Source organism: Comamonas sp. 7D-2, assembly GCF_022749555.1.
Taxonomy (GTDB): Bacteria; Pseudomonadota; Gammaproteobacteria; order Burkholderiales; family Burkholderiaceae_C; genus Comamonas; species Comamonas thiooxydans.
The window spans coordinates 2,715,933-2,733,541 of the sequence record NZ_CP094238.1 but is presented as its reverse complement, the minus strand read 5'-3'; the positions used below and the strand labels follow the sequence as shown (position 1 = coordinate 2,733,541).

The window sequence follows — 17,609 nt, the reverse complement described above, 5'->3', positions numbered from 1 at the left end:
GGGGCCTCACAGACAAGACTCGAAAGTGCGATCGCACACCAGGTAGACCGCCGTGGTGTCGGTGTCTGTACCGGCAGCACCGATCCGGCCATGCTGGGCCGTGGCCGAGAGCCAGCGCCCGCGCAAGCTCTCCAAGGGCAGCTCCAGGGCAAAGCGCGAGCGGTTGGTGACGCGCACCGCAGTCACATACAGGTTTCCCGACTTCCACTGGCCTACGGGCGCAGCGTCCAAGGCAGCGCCACGGAACAGTGTCGGCACGGGTTCGGTTCCTACGCCAACCTGGCTCACACCTGGCGTACCACCAGCCAAGCGTCGAGGTGCGTAGAGCTGCCGGGCAGCATGTCGAGTGAGCTGCACCATGTCCGCAGCAACGCTCTCTTGCTGTTGAGACTGGCCACCAGACAAAGCAGCTCCACCAGTGGGGTTCGGCACAGTCGCGGGCTCGATCACAGAAACCTGCAGCTCGCCTTTAGCGGACTGCGTGGACACGACCTTGCCCTTGGGGTCTTTGGCGTCTGGAGCGGCTACCGCAATCAGATCCATCGGAATCTGCTGGCCGCTATCCACCAGCTCGGCAATGATTCGGATCGCCGTGAATGGCACGAGCGCAGTCACATAGATCGTGCCGGCGATCGTCTCGATACGCGCCACGCTATCCATGTCACTGGGCATGCGCAGCAACGCATCGGCTGGCAGGGTCACTAGGCGCTCCTGGCCGACCGTCAGATTCACCCGGACTGGCTCACGCGCAAACACAGCACGCTCGGCGGGGCCAGAAGTCAAAGGAGCTGGACCAACGCGGCGTAGAGACGCTTCGGCAGCTGCGCGCCTGGCGGAACCTACGGCTGTATTCGCCAGCGGTGCGGGCACGCTAACACCTGCCACCATACGCCCGCCAGCTGGGGTGCGTCCTGCATTGGCTCCAGCAGCTGGTGTTGCAGCTGCTGTACCCGTCTGGCCCAGATCAATAGGCTCATTGAACTCGGGCGTCTCGGTACTGCCCGCAAGCGATTCGACCTGCTGAGCAGCGACGCTGCCGTGCAGAAGCTGCAGGCCGACCAGGAGGCAGATCGAAAGAGAACGACGTTGGATCATGTGGATCAATCGACAGAGGTGTCACGAGGCAGGCTCGAAGGGGCAATAGTTCCGGGCAGACGCGGTGCTTTCAGGTCCGCTTGAACCGGCGCGCCAGGCTTGAGCTCCGCAGGATTGAGGCGCGCGGGCTGGCTACTGCCGAAGCAATCCAAGCCTAGACGCCATGGGTTGCGCTCACGGTCCACATCGAAGCGCACCACGCGTAGCGGGTACCGAATGAATACGTCCTTGACCGGCTGCCCTGCGAAGGTCTCCTGAACCTGCATGTCCAGCAGCACCGTCCAAGCATCCGAGCCTTCACGGATCACACGGTTTTCGCTGTACGGAAAGCCGGGAATCTCGCTGATCTGGCGGGTACGGCGGCGCAGCTCGCCTTTGGCGTGACGCTGTTGCATGTCGGTTTGCAGTTGCGCCTGGCAACGCGGAGTCAGATAAAACTGCATCGCATAAATCTGCTTGCCATAGTCTTGAGAGCCGTCGCTTTGCCAGCGATTAATCTGCTGCCAGATGTAGTACGCAAAGCCGTAGGCATTTGTAGACGGCACTGGCGACTGCCCATCAATCACCCGTATCGTGTCACCCGCCTTAATATCGGGTGCGACGTGCAAGTCGATATTTTTAGGAACGCGCGACGCGAACCACATCCCAGCCACACCGAAAAAAACGACTGCAAAAATAATGTTTGTCAGTTTTTTGGTATGGCTGCGCTCCGACGCCAAGGCGTCCAGATAATCACCGCTGCTCATTATTTATCTTCCGATGATTTAGATTTGGCCTGGATGGAATTCATGCGATAGCTGCAACCCAACTGCATCCGGCCGTCATGGACCAGGAATTTAGGCTTTGCCAATTTATGTGACACAAGATAAAAATGCATCGAATGGAGATAGAAGCCTTCAGGCCGATTTCTCTTGACTTCTTGCAGATAGAGTGATGAATACCAGAGGACTGCGAAAGGTACGATAACGCACAAAATTGGAAGAGCGACCCAAAACCCGGTAATAAGGGCTATCGTCCCACCAATAAAAGCGCTCACAGCGAACGACACACCCCCAATATACCCAGCTTCGCTCGTCGCCATACCATTGATAATCGGCGGCTCGGAATTCACGCGATCTGTCAAGGGCGCCATGACAGGCGCCTTCCCTTGGTGGCGAGAGTCATTCGCTGCCATGTTAGGACAGTGCTTGTGCCGCGTAGTTGACCATCAAGATCACAAAACTAATAATAATCACGCTCACAATAACAAACTCCTTAAGGTCGCCCAATTGAATCTTGCCAGCGGTGTAGTCACGGTAGCGCTGCAAAGAGGCAGTTACAACGAATAGAAACGCGATAGCGGCCAGAACCAATCCCAGAATGGTCATTCCGAGTTTAAAATACGCTCCCATTTGCCCGAGAACATCGCCCTCTTGTGTAGTCCCACCGCCGATACTTCCACCTGCAGGAGCTTGAATTGTTGGCAGAGCGCTAAAAGCAGGGCAGGTTGCGAGCAGCACAACCGGAGCCAGTGCAATAGAGGCGATTCCAGAATTAATTTTCTTCAAATGTTTTTTCATGATTTCTCCGGTTGATTAATTTCTTTGATTTACAAAATTATTGATCCGAGCACACCGACCACTAATAGAACGGTGATGGCAATTCCAATACATGCACGCATGGCTTCCGGTGCATTCAGCTCTCCGTCTCCATAAGCCTTCAATACCAGCGTGCCGAGCCATGCGCCAATAGAAAAAACCATCGCAAAAACCACGACAAAAAGCAGGTACTTCAAGCTTTGAGGATTGAATCCGGCACCTTGCATAAATGCAGTCGCCATTTCTGATTGCATGGTTTGTTTTTCTTTTGGTTATTGCCGATAGTCCCCACGCAATGGCGCGACTGGGCGAGGTTGGCGAGGTGCATCCACATGGTTCGTTACGCCGAGGCGCAGCAGCTCCAGGTCGCGCTGCAGCCAGTCGTAGCGGAACTTCACGCGCTGACCGGTCGGCGCGGCTTTTTCCGCGTCAGCAACCATCAGCTGCACCTGTTCGATCTCGCCAGCGATGCGCGCCAGGCGCTCGCGTTCCAGCTCGTCGTCGGCAACATCTGCCCAGGCCATCGCAGTGGTGGAGAGCACTCCAATCACCAAGAGGGCAAAGAACGAATGTCGTGAGCGTTTCATCAATATCTCCTTCAAAATCAATGTCATGCGTATTTCTTGAACGCGCCTACTGTTGTCGATAGGGTGAATGCCACAAGCACGGTGAACACCAGAACCATGTAGGCCGGGTTGAAGCCACCGAATGGCCAGGACAGGTACAAGCCAAAGCCACCTGTAAGCGCCCAGCCCACATAGCGCTTGGCGTGGTGGTAGACGAACGAGGACTCGCGGCCGCCTTGCCAACGGCGCCGATCCCTGCGCACCAAGCCGTCGATCACTCCCATCAGGCAGGCGAGCGCAAATGCGGGGAGCGCGAAAACAGCAGTGCAGAGGCGCAGCAGAACGTCCTGCAGGACAAACATGCTGATGACCACCCATTCACTGAGCATGTGGATGAACGACGAGCCGGCCTTGGCCAGCCCTTTGAGTTGGGGCTGCACGCTTTGACCCAGAAAGCTGGGCAGAGCCGCATCTGTACCCGCCTGCTGGGCGGCCAAGTTGCGCTGATACCAGCGCAGCGCACCAAGACGCTCGTAGGGCATACGAACCCACTTCACAATGCGCAGCGAAAAGTCCACGGTGTCTGGCACTAGCAGACTGCGTGGCGCGGCTGCGATATAGCGCAGATCCTGCTGCACCATCTCCTGTGCATGGCGGATGCCCTGGCCACGCCAGAAGAAATAGCCACCGCCGATTTCAATTACCAGACCGATGAGCCACGAGGACACTGTCACGCTGAATAGCCCAAAGCCAACCAACACGGCCACGCCCACAGGGCCGTGTGTGCTTGGCTTTTTGGGGGGCGAGTTCGGAGCCGTCATGAGTGCTGTCCCATCACGTTGCCGGCCACGGCTGACGAAGTTGCGCCTGCCATGGCGTAGCCAGGCACATCGTCATCAAAGGCAGAGGCGAGATCCGTGTCGATCAACCCACCTGCACCAGCGCCCAAGGGCTGCGTACTGAGCCAGTCGGTTTCTGCGGCCCATGTCTCACTCGTGCGATAGCGGCGCTTCATGTCCTCTGCAACCGCCTTGAGCGAAGCGGGAATGAACGGGTCGTCCTTGGTATCAGCCAGAGGAATACGAATCTTGTGGCAGCGATTGCCTTCCAGCAGCGCAAACGCTTGACCCTGTGGCAATGAGAGGACGTCAGAAGGCTCGATCAGCGGTGCCTTCGACTTGTTCGCTATGTCGTTGTTCTGGCTGGTGAAATCGACGCCATTGCCCTGGGCAGCCGTGTCCGACACTCCCGATACTGGCGTGAGCACCGTTACATTGACCTGTGGCACCTGGTCCGTCAGCAGGCTCGCGGTTGCCTTGCTGCGCACCCGCAGCATGCAAAGGTGGTTGAAGTTGTCGAGGATCTGACCAGCCTTGGCCTTGTCACCAACCTTCGCCTCGATATCAAACATCGACTGGGTGTATGCAGTGATGCGAAAGCCAGATCCGCCCAGTTTGTTGACCATGGGCACGAACTCGGGACCTGCAATCTCATTGACCTCATCGAAATGGCAACACACAGTCGGCAGCTGCAGCTTGCCGTCGCCGTGTGGGTCGAGGCCTGTCTTGTAGAGCTTGCCGCCGGTCGAAACGAGATCGGACAGCATGGAATTACCCACGGCAGACGAAACCACGGAGTCAGACAAGGCATCGAGGCCGGCATACACGATGCCGCCCTGGCGGAACACCGTCATCCAGTCGAAGATCGGCCGCTTGTCGTTCGGGTCAAAGTAGTCAGGGCTGATGAGCTTGCCCACCGCGCCGGAGGTGAGCTTTTCGAGGAACGGCCCCAGGCTGGCGATGATCTTTTCGTAGAACGAACGCTCGTAGCTGAATGCGGCCGCCAGGCCGACAAGTACCTTGTCGTCCAGTCGTGCTTCCTTGATGAGCAGATACATCGCCACCTGATCGGGCGAACGATCCTGCAGGCTTCTTGGAACCGGAGCCTTCTTTGCCACGATAGCGCGCTCCAGCTCCACCAGGCGGTCCTGATAGCTGCCGAAGCGCTGGGGATGGTCAATCGCGAGCTTGCGAAACGTCATGCCCGCGTAGTCCATGAACAGCGGGTCAATGCCAGTCACGTCCTTGAGCAGCGTCTCGTAGGTCGGAATGCGACCGAGTGCCACCTGGGCCTGAGCCACGATGTTGGTGAACCGCCAGCTGAACTCCTTGAAGGCAGCCGAGTTGCCCGAGGAGGGCAGGGCATTCGTGGCACGGCCAGCGACTTCGGTGATACGCGCGAAATTGCCAATGCCGTTGTAGCGTGCAGAAATCTCCGGGTAGCCCAGATGGAACATATAGAACTGATCCAGGCGACCAGCACGTCGTGCCTCAGCATGCATGCGAAGCATCAGCTCCGCGTCGCCCTTGGGGTCGATGACGATCACCACATGACCGGCATGAATGTCCTGAGAGCACAGAAGCTCCAAGAGGCGCGTCTTGCCCACGCGAGTCGTGCCCATCACCAGCAAGTGGCCAGAGCGCGAGCCTTGGCGCAACACCACTGGCTTTTCGTCCTGCACTCCCACGCCATGGAGCACAGGGTTGCCGCCCAGGTCCACGCCCGTGGCGAAGGGGTTGGCGGTACCGCCGGCATCAAGCGCACGCTCCAGTACCCTGGCCAGTAAGCTGTCGGTCTTGGCCTGCGCCCACTTGCGCATCCTTTCGCCGCTGGCGGCGAGCTTGAGCTCGGTTGGCGAGGCCTTCACGAAACGCTGAACATCTGTCTCACGAGCATCCAGCAAGCGCTGGGTGTGCAACTGCGTCCACTCGAAGCCTTCGCCCAGGTAAAGATGCTCCTTGAGGTTGACGGGAAGCTTGTGAGGGGCCAAGCGCGTCATCTTGGTGAACTTCAGCCCGCGTTGATAGCTATAGACCTGGAAGGCCTGGCGCGCTCGCACGCATCCGAAGCCGGCAGCGATTGCGCCCGAGACTGCGCCCAGCGAGTGGGGCATCATCAGCGCCCATGGTGCGGCTGCAGCCACGCCAGCAATCCCAAAGGCTGTGGCTGCGCTCAATGCTTCGACTGGCGGCCTCAGCACGCCTTCCATGGTCCCGTCACTCACTGCATGCCCTCCAGCTGGAACATGCGGTGATGGCTTGGAACATTTTGGGACTGCGCAGCCGCAAAAGGCGTTCCAAGCTGAACCAGCCTAAAGCGCAACAGCCGAGCATTGGCACATGCTTTCATCGCGCCTTCCAATCCGATATGCACCAGGCCGAGTTCGCTCATGGAGCCACTCCAAACGTGCGCTGAGGCAGGATCTGGTAGGCGCGGCCATTGCTGTGCACCAGCACGGGAAAAACTGGCGCACCCTTGGCGATCAAGGTGTCTGCGAGAAATGTCCCTGTATCAGGAGCCAATTGCAGCGGGCTGGCCACTTGCTGCAGCAGCTTGAATGCAGCAGGCGTTGCTGCCTGCACCACGATACCGACAGCATTGAGCTGTATCAGCTTCTTGTGATTGAAAGCTACCCAGCGCAACGACGCGTCGTCCGCGCCGATCACGAACATGGGCTGAGTCAGCCATTGGCCATTGAAGACCTGCACGCCGTCTTGCCTGAGCACACCGCCGTGCAATTGGCCGCGAAACGGGAAACGCAGGCCGTCGAGCACATTCGCCTCATCTGTGCCGCCCACGATCTGGGCCACATAGGGCGCCAACGGCACAGACTTGCCGCTGTCGTGGATCATCTCCAGCTCCACGCCGGCCAGGGCCGGCGCGCTGCAAGCGAATCCAAGGGCGAGGATGGTGAACAGGCGGCGCATATCAGCGTTTTCCGCGGTTGGCAGGAGCTGGCGAAGCGCGCTCGATGATCTGCGTGCGCGGCACGTTCAGCATGTCGGCTGCACCTACAGACGACTGCACGCGCGGCAGGCCGTCATAGTTCACCATCGGCTCGTTGGGATACAGGCGGGCCATAGCCGCCTGCATTTCACGGTCCCACAATATGCTTCGCTCCACATCTTGGTGGAAGATCCGCGCCATGCGCTCGGCATACTGACGGCGCTCTGCATCGTTGCGAGCATGAATGCCCAGCACCTCAAGGGGCGAGAGCTCCTTGACTGAGAAATTAGCACGAGGTCCCAGCGACAGCACCTTGGCGCGCTGCATCTCCTCGGCAGTCAGACCCCACATCTGTTGCACAGCACGCGCTGTCTCGTCCAGTTGCGAGCGGCCCTGTTGAGTCGTGCTGGGCAGCGAGCTCGCTTCTGCAGTGCGGCCAGTGCGCAGCTGCGCAAGGGCGCCGGTGCTCAGCTGCAATGCGACCACGGTGGCAATAAAGGCAGTTTTTTTCATGAATCAGCCTCCATTGCTCACTGAAAGGGTCAGGCCTTGGCTGCCTGGAGCCACGAATGTGGCTGTGCGAGACACAGGATCTGCCGACTTGAGCGACAGACCATTGACCACATCACCTGGGCGCAAGACACGCACGCGGCGATCACCGGGCACGCCCGACGCGACCACGACCGAAGGCTCGCCGTTCCACATATCGACGGACACAAGCTGGGCACCTGCAGGAGCTGCAGCTGGCTTCGCGGCAACGACCTTTGCTGCTTGGCGGGGAGTCGCCGGCTTCGCCTTCACCATTACGCGCTTGGGCGCTGGTCGCGGCGACGGCTGCTCGACAGGAGCGGCCTGTGCGGCTGCAGGCGCTACCGCAGGAGCGGGAGCCGGTGCCGCAGAGGTCTTGCCAGCAAGCGCGTTGGCCTGCTGCATGGCGGCCAGCTGCTGGGACATCAGCAACATCATGTCTTCCATGCGCTTCATGCGATCAAGCACCTGGGGGTCGACGCCGACTGGTGTTGCAGTCGCCACTGCCGTGGGGGCCACCGCCATAGTCGGCGCTGGTGCGGCAGTAATAGGGGCACTACCAGCCGGTGCTGCTGCAGCGGCCTCATTTCGCTGGAGGGCCAAGTTGGTCACGGCTTGCGGCACAGCGCCCGCGTCCCCCAGGCTGGCAACGCCTGCATCAGCTGCAGACTGCCGCATAACCGCCTCTGGATCGAATTCTGGCTGCATGCCCACGGGGATTGGGTCCGCATCGCCAGATGGTGCTCCGGCGATAGGTGCCGCAGCCGCATCAGCCAAGGGCGCAAGGGGCAGCGGGGATGTGTCAGCCAAGCGCGGATCAAACTCGGAAGCATCGAAAGCAGGCTGCGGCGTCACCAGGCCAGCCTCGGGAAGCGATGAGCCAAGCAGATCCAGTGCTGGTAGACGCTTTTGCCCATATTGAAGGTAGCCCAATGCCAAGATCCCCACGACACCCGCAATGCCGACCGCGCGCAGTACCCATGGGTTCGTCGCCTTGCGGCGAGATGGGATTTCGCTGGACTCAACACTCACAGGCACCTCGGCCTTGCGTGGCTTTGCTGCAGCTGGTGCGCGGCCAAATGCGCGGGCGAGGAATCCTGGCCGCTTTTCCGCCTCTACCGGCGCAGCAGCTGCCGACGCAGTTGCAGTGGCACCACTAAGAGGAGCGGCAGTCTCAAGCTCGCTCAACCAAGAATGATCGACCGCTGAATCATCGACGCCTGTGACCTCGGGAGCCACAGAAACCGCAGGCGGCAAATCTGCCACATCGGGAGGCGGCGGCGGTGGCACGCTTGGCTCAGTCAACAGTACTTCTCCATCGACAGTGCTTTGTTCCGACATGCTCACTCCTTGACGGACGCCTTCGGCTGAGGCGTACTGCTAGGGCTGACGATGGGCTCCAAGCGGCGCGGCTTGGGGGCGTTGGCCAGGGTGAACCAGACGCGGCGAGTGATGTGATCGGTGTGCCAGCGCCATGCCGTACCCACGAGCACGTTCAGAACGTCTTGAACGGAAAACGGGCCCAGCGTGCGCTGAGCCTCGGGCAGCGGCAGACCGAGGAAGCGGCGCGCATCGGAAGTCAGTGATTGGGAATCCACCAGGGCATAGCCCGTACGAAGCAGCGTGTACTCGATGGCTTCGCCAACGGTCGTCACCTGTTCGCGCGGGAATGTGAGCTGGGCCACCAGGGCCAGCGGCTCATTCAGATGCGGCTGCGGCAGGGCTTCGGCAGTGGTGTAGCGGCCCAACTGCAGGCGCTTGTTGCCATCAACAAGCTGAGGGGTGGCCTGGGCTGAGGCCATGGCCAGCAAAGCCATGCTGGCAAAGAATCTGGGCATGCGGGTCATGGACCGTAGGAACTCCGTAAAAAGAACCCGGACCACAACCAAGAGGAGGTGTGCGAAGAAGATCAGTGGCCCGGGGGTGTCGACGCAATGCGTCAGTCGCCGAGCCGAATGTTCTTAGAGCTGCCGCTTTGTCACCAGCGGAAACCGTGCGTTACATACCTAACGGTTAACGCTTGACACGAATAAAAATAAATGGTTGGTAATTTAAGGGTGCAAAGGATGGCGAGCGTCAGGGGCCGCTCGCATACAGGACAAACGGCATTACTGGATACAGGGCCTATCCAAAGGGCGCGCATGCTCCTCAAAAATCGAAGCATGCGCAAAGGATTTACAGGTACTGGGAAAGGGCTATACGGGCCTACAGGCGAAAGCTCCCCGCCTCGGGGAGGCCGGGAGCTTTCGAAACGGAAACCAAGTTGCTGGTCCACCAATGGCTAAATGTTCACGCTTGAGTGGACGTTCGCAGGTGTCTAGAAATGGCCAGTTCCTATAAAGCTTCTTTGGCCAAGAGCTGCATGTTCAGCGAACATGTTGCCAAACCTGCTCTATCAAACCTATAACGCATATAGGCCGAGATATCGTCCTCATGGGAGGAGACCACCAACTGACAATGCTTAAGTTCGCAACGAAGCAGGTCAGTCAAAGAAGCGACGTTGACTTCATCCAGAGATTGCGACGGGTCGTCGATCAAGATGAGTGGCACCTTAGCATAGACCTTGTTCAGCGAAAGGAAGAAAGCAAGGCTCAGTGCGGACACCTGGCCAGAACTCATAGACATAACTGCATCGTGTTCAGACTTCTCTGCAGTCAGAAACCTCAACTGCGTTCCTTCGCGACTCTCAATAAAGAGGCCAAGGCCACGCTGGTAGTTTTGTATCAGACGGCCGCTGTATATGTGAAATATGAACTCAATAGCTGAAATAGTCTGATCGGTATATATCTGCTCCGTCTTTTTTAGAGTGGAGCGGAGCTTTTCAATCTTTCTTTGTGCTTTTTGAGCTGCTAGGTTCTCCGCGTCAATGAGTTTAAGATCGGAAATGCAGGTTTGAAGCTTGGTGTTTTGAGCCTCGTTCGCTTTGATCGAAATGTACTGTTCTTTGTCTTTCACGTCTTCAGCCGTGACTATGTAGAAGTCCTGCAGGTCTTTGAAAGCGCTGTTAATGGTTTGTCGCCAATCTTCGGGGACAGCTAAAGGATCAGCTTCAACCTGTTTCTTGCTTCTTATAATCTCCTTAATTTTTTCCAATCGCTCTTCTACTACATCATCAATATCAGTAAATGCATCTGTACATTGAATGCCTTCGCTTTGCAGCCGTTCCATTAGCTCGACTATTGCCGGGAGCCGAGGCTTAATCTTGGTCAGAGCTGCATGAAGACTTGGCTCAAATGTAGACTTGAGACGTGTCAGGCTGGTGTCCACTGACGTGGCGACTAGCTTTAGCTCTGCGTCCATAGCGGCGATAAGGTTCACTAAATCCTTACCATCCTGGCCGAGTGACTCAGAGATCTGCTTAGCTCTAGCTTCAATAGCACCCACCATTGAATTGTAATCTTCCCATTCAGCGCCGCAGAGAGGACACAACTTATCATCGGGATGAGACTTCTGATGTTCCTCTAGCAGTTGCCTTTTGATACGCTCCAATTCAGCGACGATTTTTGCGTTAGAACTGCTATTAGCTTGTAGCCGGTCTCGGGATTCAACTTGTGACTGAAACCACTCAATTCGCCCATCCGCCCAGCCTGGTAGAGATTGGGCTTCTTCGATTTTAATTACTAAGGCGCCCCGTTTTAGGATGTTTGCTGAGCGCTCTAACTTATCTATCTCATTCTTGATAGATTCTAGGCCCGAAAGCTTGCTAATGTCTTTACCGAACTGAACCAAGCTTTTTAGATATTCCTCATTTCGTTCAATGCCTGCATCGATTTTCTCGTTGTGAACCCTGGTCTTTATAGTGGCTTTGAGTGGTAGAAGGGCAGTAATCTTACGAATGCTCTCTTTATAGGTGCTATAGTCTGCCGCTGAATACGTTGGGAAGATAATCTCCTTATCCCACGCTGGTGTGACATCGGTCGTCGAGAACTTTTTATAACCGACGATCCCCGCTTCTGGCTGCAATGAGTCTCTGAGGGTGTTGATCTCATCTTTAAGTGAATCAGCTTTCGCTTTACGAACGGGGTCGTTGATATATTTTGTAAGCTTACTGAATATGCTGTCGCAGCTTTCGATCTCAGCTTCAATATCGTCAGTTTTAAAGAGATTTCCTAGTTTCTCTTTGCGATCGTCCACACGCGTATGCAAAAGTCGATTTTGCCCCTGCTCCAGATAGTTAAGAAACGAGAAATTTTCCCTGAAGTTTTTCCCGAAAACTTCGTCAAGGAATTTGTTGTCACGTAGATTGATTTCAGTGAAATCAGATGATTCGAAGTTCGGTATCTCGTAAAGCTTAAAGTTATCGTATTTATCTGCACGATTATTTATAGGCTTCTTGAATATAGCAACTGGACAATGTCGGGCTAAAACAAGCTTTCGATCATCATTAATGAACTCAATTTTAATGCAGAGATCCTTATTTCCTGAGCGACTGTTCCAAAATAGATTGTATGCATAATCTCTCTTGTTTTTTGTCAACAGCGTGGAGAATAGATTCTGTATTCGGTTAATCTGACCTGTGAGCAGCAACTCGATTGCGTCGAAGATGCTAGTTTTGCCATAGCCGTTGGGACCGTCCAGAGTAAGAAGGGACGACTCGCCAAGATCTAAAGAAATATGCTTGAATGCCTTGAAGCTTGATACTTCAATCTTGGATATTTTCCATTTCATTGCGAATCATTTCCTTGATAAAATCGTCGACGTCATTTTCTGTGACGTGCTGAACAGTCGAATATAGGTCACTTAGTCCTGCTTCTGCAACGGCCTCAGCTGCCTGTAACCTCAAGGAGGTCAGGTTTTTCTGATGGCTAGGTAACTCTAAAAAAGGAAGCTTAATAAATGTTTTCGCAGCGAAGCTGTATTGTGTGGGGGACAGAGGATTTCCCTTGTAGTCAAGGAATTCCTTCTTGTCAGCAATTACAGCCACGAGTTTCTCATAGGTGAAATTATTGAGAGCTTCTTCTTCCGCAACACTGTAGTAGAGGACATACTTTTTATAAAAATGCGGGTCTTCTTCAATGGCAAATATCTTCTCTTCATGATTCTTAAAGTCGGCCAGCAAACCAAGGCGATGGATGCAGATCAAGTCACAATTCTTCTTAAAACTAGGATTTCTTAGAAATTTCTCAGGAGCAATCTCATTAATATTGCTATTTAATTGAGCAGGCTCAGGGAGATCATCCAAACTATGTAGGACTGCAAACCTAATAGCAGATCCATATTCCCGTACATAGAAGCTAGTTGTATCCATTTTGCTTTCAATTACAAATCCATGGGCAACAAGTGCTTCATCAATGAGTTCTTTTATCATTCAGTCGATACTCCGCATCGTCTTTTGTTATCACGCTAATACATACTGATTTGGTAATGTTGCTGACTATTTTCTCCGTGGCCTGTTCGTTATCGAAGTCATCCGAATTAGTAAATTTTGTGTTAAAGGTGAATGACGCATCTGCTCGGCTTGCGATCAGATGGTTGTACTCAAAAAGTAGTCTGAGCAGGTCGCCATTATTTTTCATTTCACGGATCATGTCAGACTCACACTCTTTGCTTTCATCGACGTCAAGAGCAGTAGGTATGTAGAACCGATTATTACTGTCGAGGTAGTGCGGGAGATGATTGAATATTGGATCTATCGAAATAGCTTGGATAAGCTTGGTGTATCTCCTGATGTCAATCGTCTGAACGTCTTGAAATCGCTCGGAAGGTTTCATCATCTGGCATAGCGTTTTCAGTTCGTCGATCTGCGTTTCACGAATGTGCTCACATAAACGCCTAGCTCTCTCGTAAGTGGCATCACTCATTGTTGTAAGTGCTTGGTCCAGCCTTTCCTCTAGATAGCTTTGGAGCCTAGCCTTTAAAACAACTGCATAGTAGTCCCGATCTTGATAAGGGTTTTGTGTCAACAGGTCATCTAAAATGCTATTGGCATTAATACGCCCGTCGTATGCAGCTCTGTTTTCTGATAAACCATCGACTTGATTTAGTTTGTGGATCTCTACCGCCTTTGTGCTAATTTTCTCTGACAGCAGGCAGTAGTTAAAATTTATTAGGTTTTCACTAACGGTTATGGACTTCCTCGCGCATATTTCTTTTATTAGCTCTTTGGTCAGTCCTTCGATTTCATCAAGACCGCAATGTTTCTTATCGCCATAGCGGTAGAACTTTACAGTTTCTCTGCTTTCTCCTATGTGATCCTTGGTATCGGTTAGTTCGACAGATACATGGAAGAAACGCGTTGTACCCTTTATTTTATCGTGCTCAATTAGGGTAGACTGCTCCAATGCATCTTTGTAACCGCTCCGATATCTACTTATCTTGGCTTTGACTTGATGAGCGGAGTGAAGCTTATCATTTTTATAAATAGCAAAGTCGTCACTGCTGTCCAGCTGAAGCTCGAAATCTAGGTCATCGTCATTAATAAGCTTAAGGGAGTGATATAGTGCAATTTTCCCTTGATAAACGAAGCCGCTCCATGAGGATATGGCGCTGGCTGGGTACTCCTCAGCATCTTCTTGAATCACAAGGTCTCCTTTCATTCATAACGCGCTTCCAGTAGATCTATTTAATAGCTGTGAACCAACAGGCATTCATTCCCATTTACATATTGGTCATTCGTCTCGACAAATCTGCTGCGCTGCATATAAATTAACTATGCGTTCCTCGTACTAAGTATGCTTGGCGATGCTACATGCATCACCATACTGTTGCAAATTGTAATTTTATTAACATATTTTTCCGCTTATTTCAAGCGAAAAGCCTCTGGTCATCACCACAGGGTTTCGCGCTGACAGTTGAGGGCGCACTAGGTACGGTTGCGACCCATGGACGACCTCGCCCGCGCACCGCACCTACATAGTCAGCACATCCAGCAGAGAGCCAACAGTGATCCACCATTTCTAGGCCGAGATCCGCTCGATCGTGGCTGCTCGATATTCGCTATCGCAGACAGCCTGCAGCTGCTGGGCCTCGCCAGCAAAACGAACCCGCTCATGCGTTGGTTAGGTCGCTTCGAGGGGCTGGAGCAGCATCTGGAGGAGGAGCTTGACCCAATCGTCTGCGTGCGCTCAATCCTGCTGCAGCTGGTTGCTGACCATCCCAAAATGCCGCATGTGCCCAAACCTCAGCAAGAGAAGAACTGGCACAGCTTCGTCATGCGAGTCGTGGCGCAGCCGTTCGTGCAAACATGCGGTGACTGGGGCCGCGACGGTATCGCCTCACGCATCAAATGGGACCCGCTGCAGCAGAGTTTCATGGACTTCCTCGCGCTGGGCCAGCCTGGGGAGGAGCTGTCTATCTGGACTCCCACCGATGGCAAGTCAGCGCGTGCCCAGCACTTCGCTCGAATCCTGCTTCAAGAGGAGTGCGCGTGAAGAGTATTGCTTCAAAGTTGCTTGCCATGGTGCCCTGGAGCAAGGCCACGCCCGTGCAGTCTGCGCCTGCAGGCCCGCTGCCGCTGCCCGACGCGCCAGTATCGACGGGCGCTCAACATCTGCCACTCAAGCCAGACGAGATCCACATCGCGGGCAGTGAGCCCGGATGGTTGCGCGTGCTCAATGCCCAGCAGCTGCTGGCCACGGTCCGCGCAGAACGAGCTATCACCCAGATCTGGAGCCAGTCGCATCAGTCTCAGGCCATTTGGGAGCGGGACCTGCTGCCGGCGATTCGGCGGTACGCCGAGTTCGTGCAGCTCATGCCGGCCTCCGAAGCGCACCACCACGCCCACGCAGGCGGCCTGCTGTCGCACACCATCGAGATGCTGCTCGCGGCCATGACCTGGCGCAATGCCCATCTGCTGCCAGGCGGAAGCCAGATCGAGATCGTTGACGCCCAGCGCGATCAATGGACCTATGTGGTGTTCTTCTGCGCTTTGCTGCACGACATCGCCAAGCCCATGACCGACCTACGCATCGCGTGGCGTCCGGTAGGAGAGAACGATCCTATACGTTGGGCACCTGCAGGCGGAAGCCTGTCGCAGATCGCTGGCCAACGCACTGCCGAGTACCTGGTGGACTTCGCGCCCAAGGGGCAGCGCGACTACAGCGCCCATGCCAAGCTGGCCCAGCTGCTGCTACCACGCATTGCGCCAGAAAGTGCGCTGCGATTCCTGGCGCACACGCCCACAGCCTTGGATGCCCTGGAGCAATACCTCACCGGCCAGGACAAGGACAGTCTCGTCGCCACGATCGTCAAGCGGGCCGACCAACTATCCACGCAGCGTGCCTTGCAAAAAGGCTCCAAGGCCCGCTTCGCGACGGCCAAGGCCGTGCCTCTCATCGAGCTGCTGATGCAATCCATGAGGACCATGCTCCAAGCTGGCACACAACTCCCGCTGAACCGGAATGGTGCGGCAGGTTGGGTGTTCGAGGGGGCGATCTGGTTCGTGGCCAAGCGCCTCGCTGATACCGTGCGAGAGCACATCCAAGCAAACGAGCCCGACGAAAGCGTGCCTGGCAACGCAAAGAACGACCGGCTGTTCGACACCTGGCAGGACTACGGCGCGATCGAGCTGAACCCGGCCAGCGGCCAGGCCGTCTGGCATGTCACAGTGCACGGTTACGCCGAGGATGGGTCAGAGCAGGGGGCCTACATGCATGACTTTGCCATGCTCAAGTTCCCTCTGGCCAAGCTGTTCAACCACGAGAGCAAGTACCCGGCCGCCATGCGCGGGCGGCTGGAGATCCGCGACCGTCGCAAGGATGGAGCAGGGCAAGACGTACATCAAGCTGCTGCAACTCTCAGTGCATCGGAATCTGCGGCAGCAATCGATGCCAATGCACCAGCAGCTGCGGCATCCTCAGCCCAACCATCCCAGGTTGCGGCAAAGCCTGCGAAGCAACGGCCCCAGGATGCGGCAGAAGCTAAAAAGCATGCCGCCATCATGCGGGAGCCCACTTTCACCAAGCCGCCGAATGCTGCGGCAAAGCCCAGGCCTGCGGCAACCACTGCGGCAGCAGCCAAGGCACCTGCACCAGAAACGCCATCCCAAACTGCGGCAGTCATGGCAGTTAGGGCGCCTACGGCGCCAGTGCAGCAGACCCAAGCTGATACAGCCTACGACGAGTCTGAAGCTGGGGCAGCATCGAGATCCGGCGTGCCCACCCCATTGAAGCTGGACTACGACAGCCTCGACAACGGCGAAGCCGCGTATTTGCTGGGCGACAGCGAGGGCAGCTACTTCCTCGATCCATCCGAATCTGCAACAGCATCGGACAGACCTGGCAAAAAGAACAAGCCGGCCAAGAACCCACAGCCGGCAGAGAAGGGCGCAGCGCCCTTGGAGCAACCATTCCAGGATGCCGCAGCGGTGCCGCCACCAGCTGCGCCTCCTCAGCCCGCCACCTTGCACCAGCCGCCCCAAGCTGCCGCAACTGCGGCCGCAAGGCCGCCTTCTGTCAAACCTGCAGCAGCTGCGCCGCCACCAGCACCAAGCGCACCTAAGAATCCCGCTCCCGTGCTACGCCATGACCAAGTGCCGCGCTCTCAAAGCGTGAGTGCCGAGTTCAAGCGCATGGCCGCTGATCTGGACGAGCTCGATGACCTGCCCGTACTCAAGGGACGCACCGTCACTGCAAGTCCGCCGCCGGCGGCAGCAGCAACACCGGGGCCGGTTCTTCTGCTTCAGCCGCTGCCCGACATCGACGCAAACCCCGACAAGCCGCCACCCGAGCCAAGCCCCTTGGCATTGGCTTTCATGCAGTGGGTGCAAATGGGTCTGGTCAATCGCGAGCTCAAGTTCAATGAGACCGGCGCGGCGATTCACTTCGTGGAGGAGGGCATGGCCCTGGTTTCGCCCAAGATTTTCAAGGAGTACGCACGCCATGGCGACCGTGAGGACGGCCACGAGGATCTCACTGTCGACGAGCTCAGCACCAAGACCCAGCGGGAGGTCATCAAGTGTGGCTGGCACCTGCCAGCCGCGAACCGCACAAACATCGTTCGCTATGAGATCCACAGCCGCGGCACGGTCGTGGCCCACCTGTCCTGTGTTGTCCTCACCAGCCCAGGCCGGTGGGTGCAGCCCATCCCCCCCAGCAATCCCGCATTGAAGATGGTTTGA

18 protein-coding genes are annotated in these 17,609 nt (G+C 56.0%); 2 read left to right on the top strand and 16 right to left on the bottom strand.

The features are described from left to right. Positions 1-6: 6 nt before the first annotated feature. The 16 genes from MPZ60_RS12535 to MPZ60_RS12460 form a co-directional block, all read right to left on the bottom strand. Positions 7-1,095: a TIGR03749 family integrating conjugative element protein gene (locus tag MPZ60_RS12535; protein ID WP_242881709.1), complete on the bottom strand. Its 1,089-nt coding sequence runs from the start codon at positions 1,093-1,095 to the stop codon at positions 7-9. A gap of 5 nt (positions 1,096-1,100) precedes the next feature. Further along, on the bottom strand, positions 1,101-1,841 hold the full coding sequence (locus tag MPZ60_RS12530) for a PFL_4703 family integrating conjugative element protein (protein ID WP_019042349.1): 741 nt from the start codon (positions 1,839-1,841) through the stop codon (positions 1,101-1,103). Next, entirely contained in the window at positions 1,841-2,269 is a 429-nt protein-coding gene (locus MPZ60_RS12525; protein WP_019042350.1) for a TIGR03750 family conjugal transfer protein, read from the bottom strand. The genes MPZ60_RS12530 and MPZ60_RS12525 overlap by 1 nt, the downstream gene beginning before the upstream one ends. 1 nt (position 2,270) lies before the next feature. Beyond that, positions 2,271-2,654, bottom strand: coding sequence for a TIGR03745 family integrating conjugative element membrane protein (locus tag MPZ60_RS12520; RefSeq protein WP_019042351.1), 384 nt, complete (start codon positions 2,652-2,654; stop codon positions 2,271-2,273). 29 nt (positions 2,655-2,683) lie between these two features. Continuing rightward, on the bottom strand, positions 2,684-2,926 hold the full coding sequence (locus MPZ60_RS12515) for a DUF3262 family protein (RefSeq protein ID WP_029158356.1): 243 nt from the start codon (positions 2,924-2,926) through the stop codon (positions 2,684-2,686). Positions 2,927-2,944: 18 nt separating this feature from the next. Further along, positions 2,945-3,259, bottom strand: a complete 315-nt coding sequence (locus MPZ60_RS12510) for an RAQPRD family integrative conjugative element protein (protein WP_019042353.1) — start codon at positions 3,257-3,259, stop codon at positions 2,945-2,947. 23 nt (positions 3,260-3,282) lie between these two features. Beyond that, a complete protein-coding gene (locus MPZ60_RS12505) occupies positions 3,283-4,059 on the bottom strand; it encodes a TIGR03747 family integrating conjugative element membrane protein (protein ID WP_034396550.1) in 777 nt (258 codons plus the stop codon). Further along, positions 4,056-6,287 (bottom strand): type IV conjugative transfer system coupling protein TraD, encoded by a 2,232-nt coding sequence (traD, locus tag MPZ60_RS12500; protein WP_242882086.1) that lies wholly within the window; start codon positions 6,285-6,287, stop codon positions 4,056-4,058. Before traD ends, MPZ60_RS12505 begins: the two co-directional genes overlap by 4 nt. A gap of 11 nt (positions 6,288-6,298) precedes the next feature. Continuing rightward, positions 6,299-6,469, bottom strand: a complete 171-nt coding sequence (locus MPZ60_RS12495; RefSeq protein ID WP_242881710.1) for a hypothetical protein — start codon at positions 6,467-6,469, stop codon at positions 6,299-6,301. Then, positions 6,466-7,005: a PFL_4695 family integrating conjugative element protein gene (locus MPZ60_RS12490; protein ID WP_242881711.1), complete on the bottom strand. Its 540-nt coding sequence runs from the start codon at positions 7,003-7,005 to the stop codon at positions 6,466-6,468. The genes MPZ60_RS12495 and MPZ60_RS12490 overlap by 4 nt, the downstream gene beginning before the upstream one ends. A gap of 1 nt (position 7,006) precedes the next feature. Beyond that, a complete protein-coding gene (locus MPZ60_RS12485) occupies positions 7,007-7,537 on the bottom strand; it encodes an integrating conjugative element protein (RefSeq protein WP_087083544.1) in 531 nt (176 codons plus the stop codon). Between the two features lie 3 nt (positions 7,538-7,540). Further along, on the bottom strand, positions 7,541-8,077 hold the full coding sequence (locus tag MPZ60_RS12480) for a hypothetical protein (protein WP_242899886.1): 537 nt from the start codon (positions 8,075-8,077) through the stop codon (positions 7,541-7,543). Between the two features lie 818 nt (positions 8,078-8,895). Beyond that, positions 8,896-9,399 carry an integrating conjugative element protein PilL, PFGI-1 class gene (locus MPZ60_RS12475; protein ID WP_034356800.1) on the bottom strand — a complete coding sequence of 168 codons (504 nt, stop codon included), beginning with the start codon at positions 9,397-9,399 and terminating at the stop codon, positions 8,896-8,898. A gap of 487 nt (positions 9,400-9,886) precedes the next feature. After that, positions 9,887-12,220, bottom strand: coding sequence for an AAA family ATPase (locus MPZ60_RS12470; protein ID WP_242881713.1), 2,334 nt, complete (start codon positions 12,218-12,220; stop codon positions 9,887-9,889). Continuing rightward, entirely contained in the window at positions 12,195-12,860 is a 666-nt protein-coding gene (locus MPZ60_RS12465) for an ABC-three component system middle component 1 (protein ID WP_242881714.1), read from the bottom strand. The genes MPZ60_RS12470 and MPZ60_RS12465 overlap by 26 nt, the downstream gene beginning before the upstream one ends. Continuing rightward, a complete protein-coding gene (locus MPZ60_RS12460; protein WP_242881716.1) occupies positions 12,841-14,073 on the bottom strand; it encodes an ABC-three component system protein in 1,233 nt (410 codons plus the stop codon). Before MPZ60_RS12460 ends, MPZ60_RS12465 begins: the two co-directional genes overlap by 20 nt. 300 nt (positions 14,074-14,373) lie before the next feature. Between MPZ60_RS12460 and MPZ60_RS12455 the strand changes: the two genes are divergently transcribed. Together MPZ60_RS12455 and mobH are read left to right on the top strand one after the other, a co-directional pair. Further along, complete coding sequence (locus tag MPZ60_RS12455; protein WP_242881717.1) at positions 14,374-14,922, top strand: hypothetical protein; 549 nt, start codon at positions 14,374-14,376, stop codon at positions 14,920-14,922. Then, positions 14,919-17,609 (top strand): MobH family relaxase, encoded by a 2,691-nt coding sequence (mobH, locus tag MPZ60_RS12450; protein WP_242881718.1) that lies wholly within the window; start codon positions 14,919-14,921, stop codon positions 17,607-17,609. The genes MPZ60_RS12455 and mobH overlap by 4 nt, the downstream gene beginning before the upstream one ends.

What these genes read in the sequence shown, in the direction of transcription:
- MPZ60_RS12485 (WP_087083544.1), bottom strand. Translation starts at nt 7,537, where the DNA reads ATGAAAAAAACTGCCTTTATTGCCACCGTGGTCGCATTGCAGCTGAGC.
- MPZ60_RS12470 (WP_242881713.1), bottom strand. Translation starts at nt 12,220, where the DNA reads ATGAAATGGAAAATATCCAAGATTGAAGTATCAAGCTTCAAGGCATTC.
- traD (WP_242882086.1), bottom strand. Translation starts at nt 6,287, where the DNA reads ATGGAAGGCGTGCTGAGGCCGCCAGTCGAAGCATTGAGCGCAGCCACA.
- MPZ60_RS12465 (WP_242881714.1), bottom strand. Translation starts at nt 12,860, where the DNA reads ATGATAAAAGAACTCATTGATGAAGCACTTGTTGCCCATGGATTTGTA.
- MPZ60_RS12480 (WP_242899886.1), bottom strand. Translation starts at nt 8,077, where the DNA reads ATGGCGGTGGCCCCCACGGCAGTGGCGACTGCAACACCAGTCGGCGTC.
- MPZ60_RS12520 (WP_019042351.1), bottom strand. Translation starts at nt 2,654, where the DNA reads ATGAAAAAACATTTGAAGAAAATTAATTCTGGAATCGCCTCTATTGCA.
- MPZ60_RS12475 (WP_034356800.1), bottom strand. Translation starts at nt 9,399, where the DNA reads ATGACCCGCATGCCCAGATTCTTTGCCAGCATGGCTTTGCTGGCCATG.
- MPZ60_RS12530 (WP_019042349.1), bottom strand. Translation starts at nt 1,841, where the DNA reads ATGAGCAGCGGTGATTATCTGGACGCCTTGGCGTCGGAGCGCAGCCAT.
- MPZ60_RS12455 (WP_242881717.1), top strand. Translation starts at nt 14,374, where the DNA reads ATGGACGACCTCGCCCGCGCACCGCACCTACATAGTCAGCACATCCAG.
- MPZ60_RS12495 (WP_242881710.1), bottom strand. Translation starts at nt 6,469, where the DNA reads ATGAGCGAACTCGGCCTGGTGCATATCGGATTGGAAGGCGCGATGAAA.
- MPZ60_RS12535 (WP_242881709.1), bottom strand. Translation starts at nt 1,095, where the DNA reads ATGATCCAACGTCGTTCTCTTTCGATCTGCCTCCTGGTCGGCCTGCAG.
- MPZ60_RS12525 (WP_019042350.1), bottom strand. Translation starts at nt 2,269, where the DNA reads ATGGCAGCGAATGACTCTCGCCACCAAGGGAAGGCGCCTGTCATGGCG.
- MPZ60_RS12490 (WP_242881711.1), bottom strand. Translation starts at nt 7,005, where the DNA reads ATGCGCCGCCTGTTCACCATCCTCGCCCTTGGATTCGCTTGCAGCGCG.
- MPZ60_RS12515 (WP_029158356.1), bottom strand. Translation starts at nt 2,926, where the DNA reads ATGCAATCAGAAATGGCGACTGCATTTATGCAAGGTGCCGGATTCAAT.
- MPZ60_RS12505 (WP_034396550.1), bottom strand. Translation starts at nt 4,059, where the DNA reads ATGACGGCTCCGAACTCGCCCCCCAAAAAGCCAAGCACACACGGCCCT.
- MPZ60_RS12510 (WP_019042353.1), bottom strand. Translation starts at nt 3,259, where the DNA reads ATGAAACGCTCACGACATTCGTTCTTTGCCCTCTTGGTGATTGGAGTG.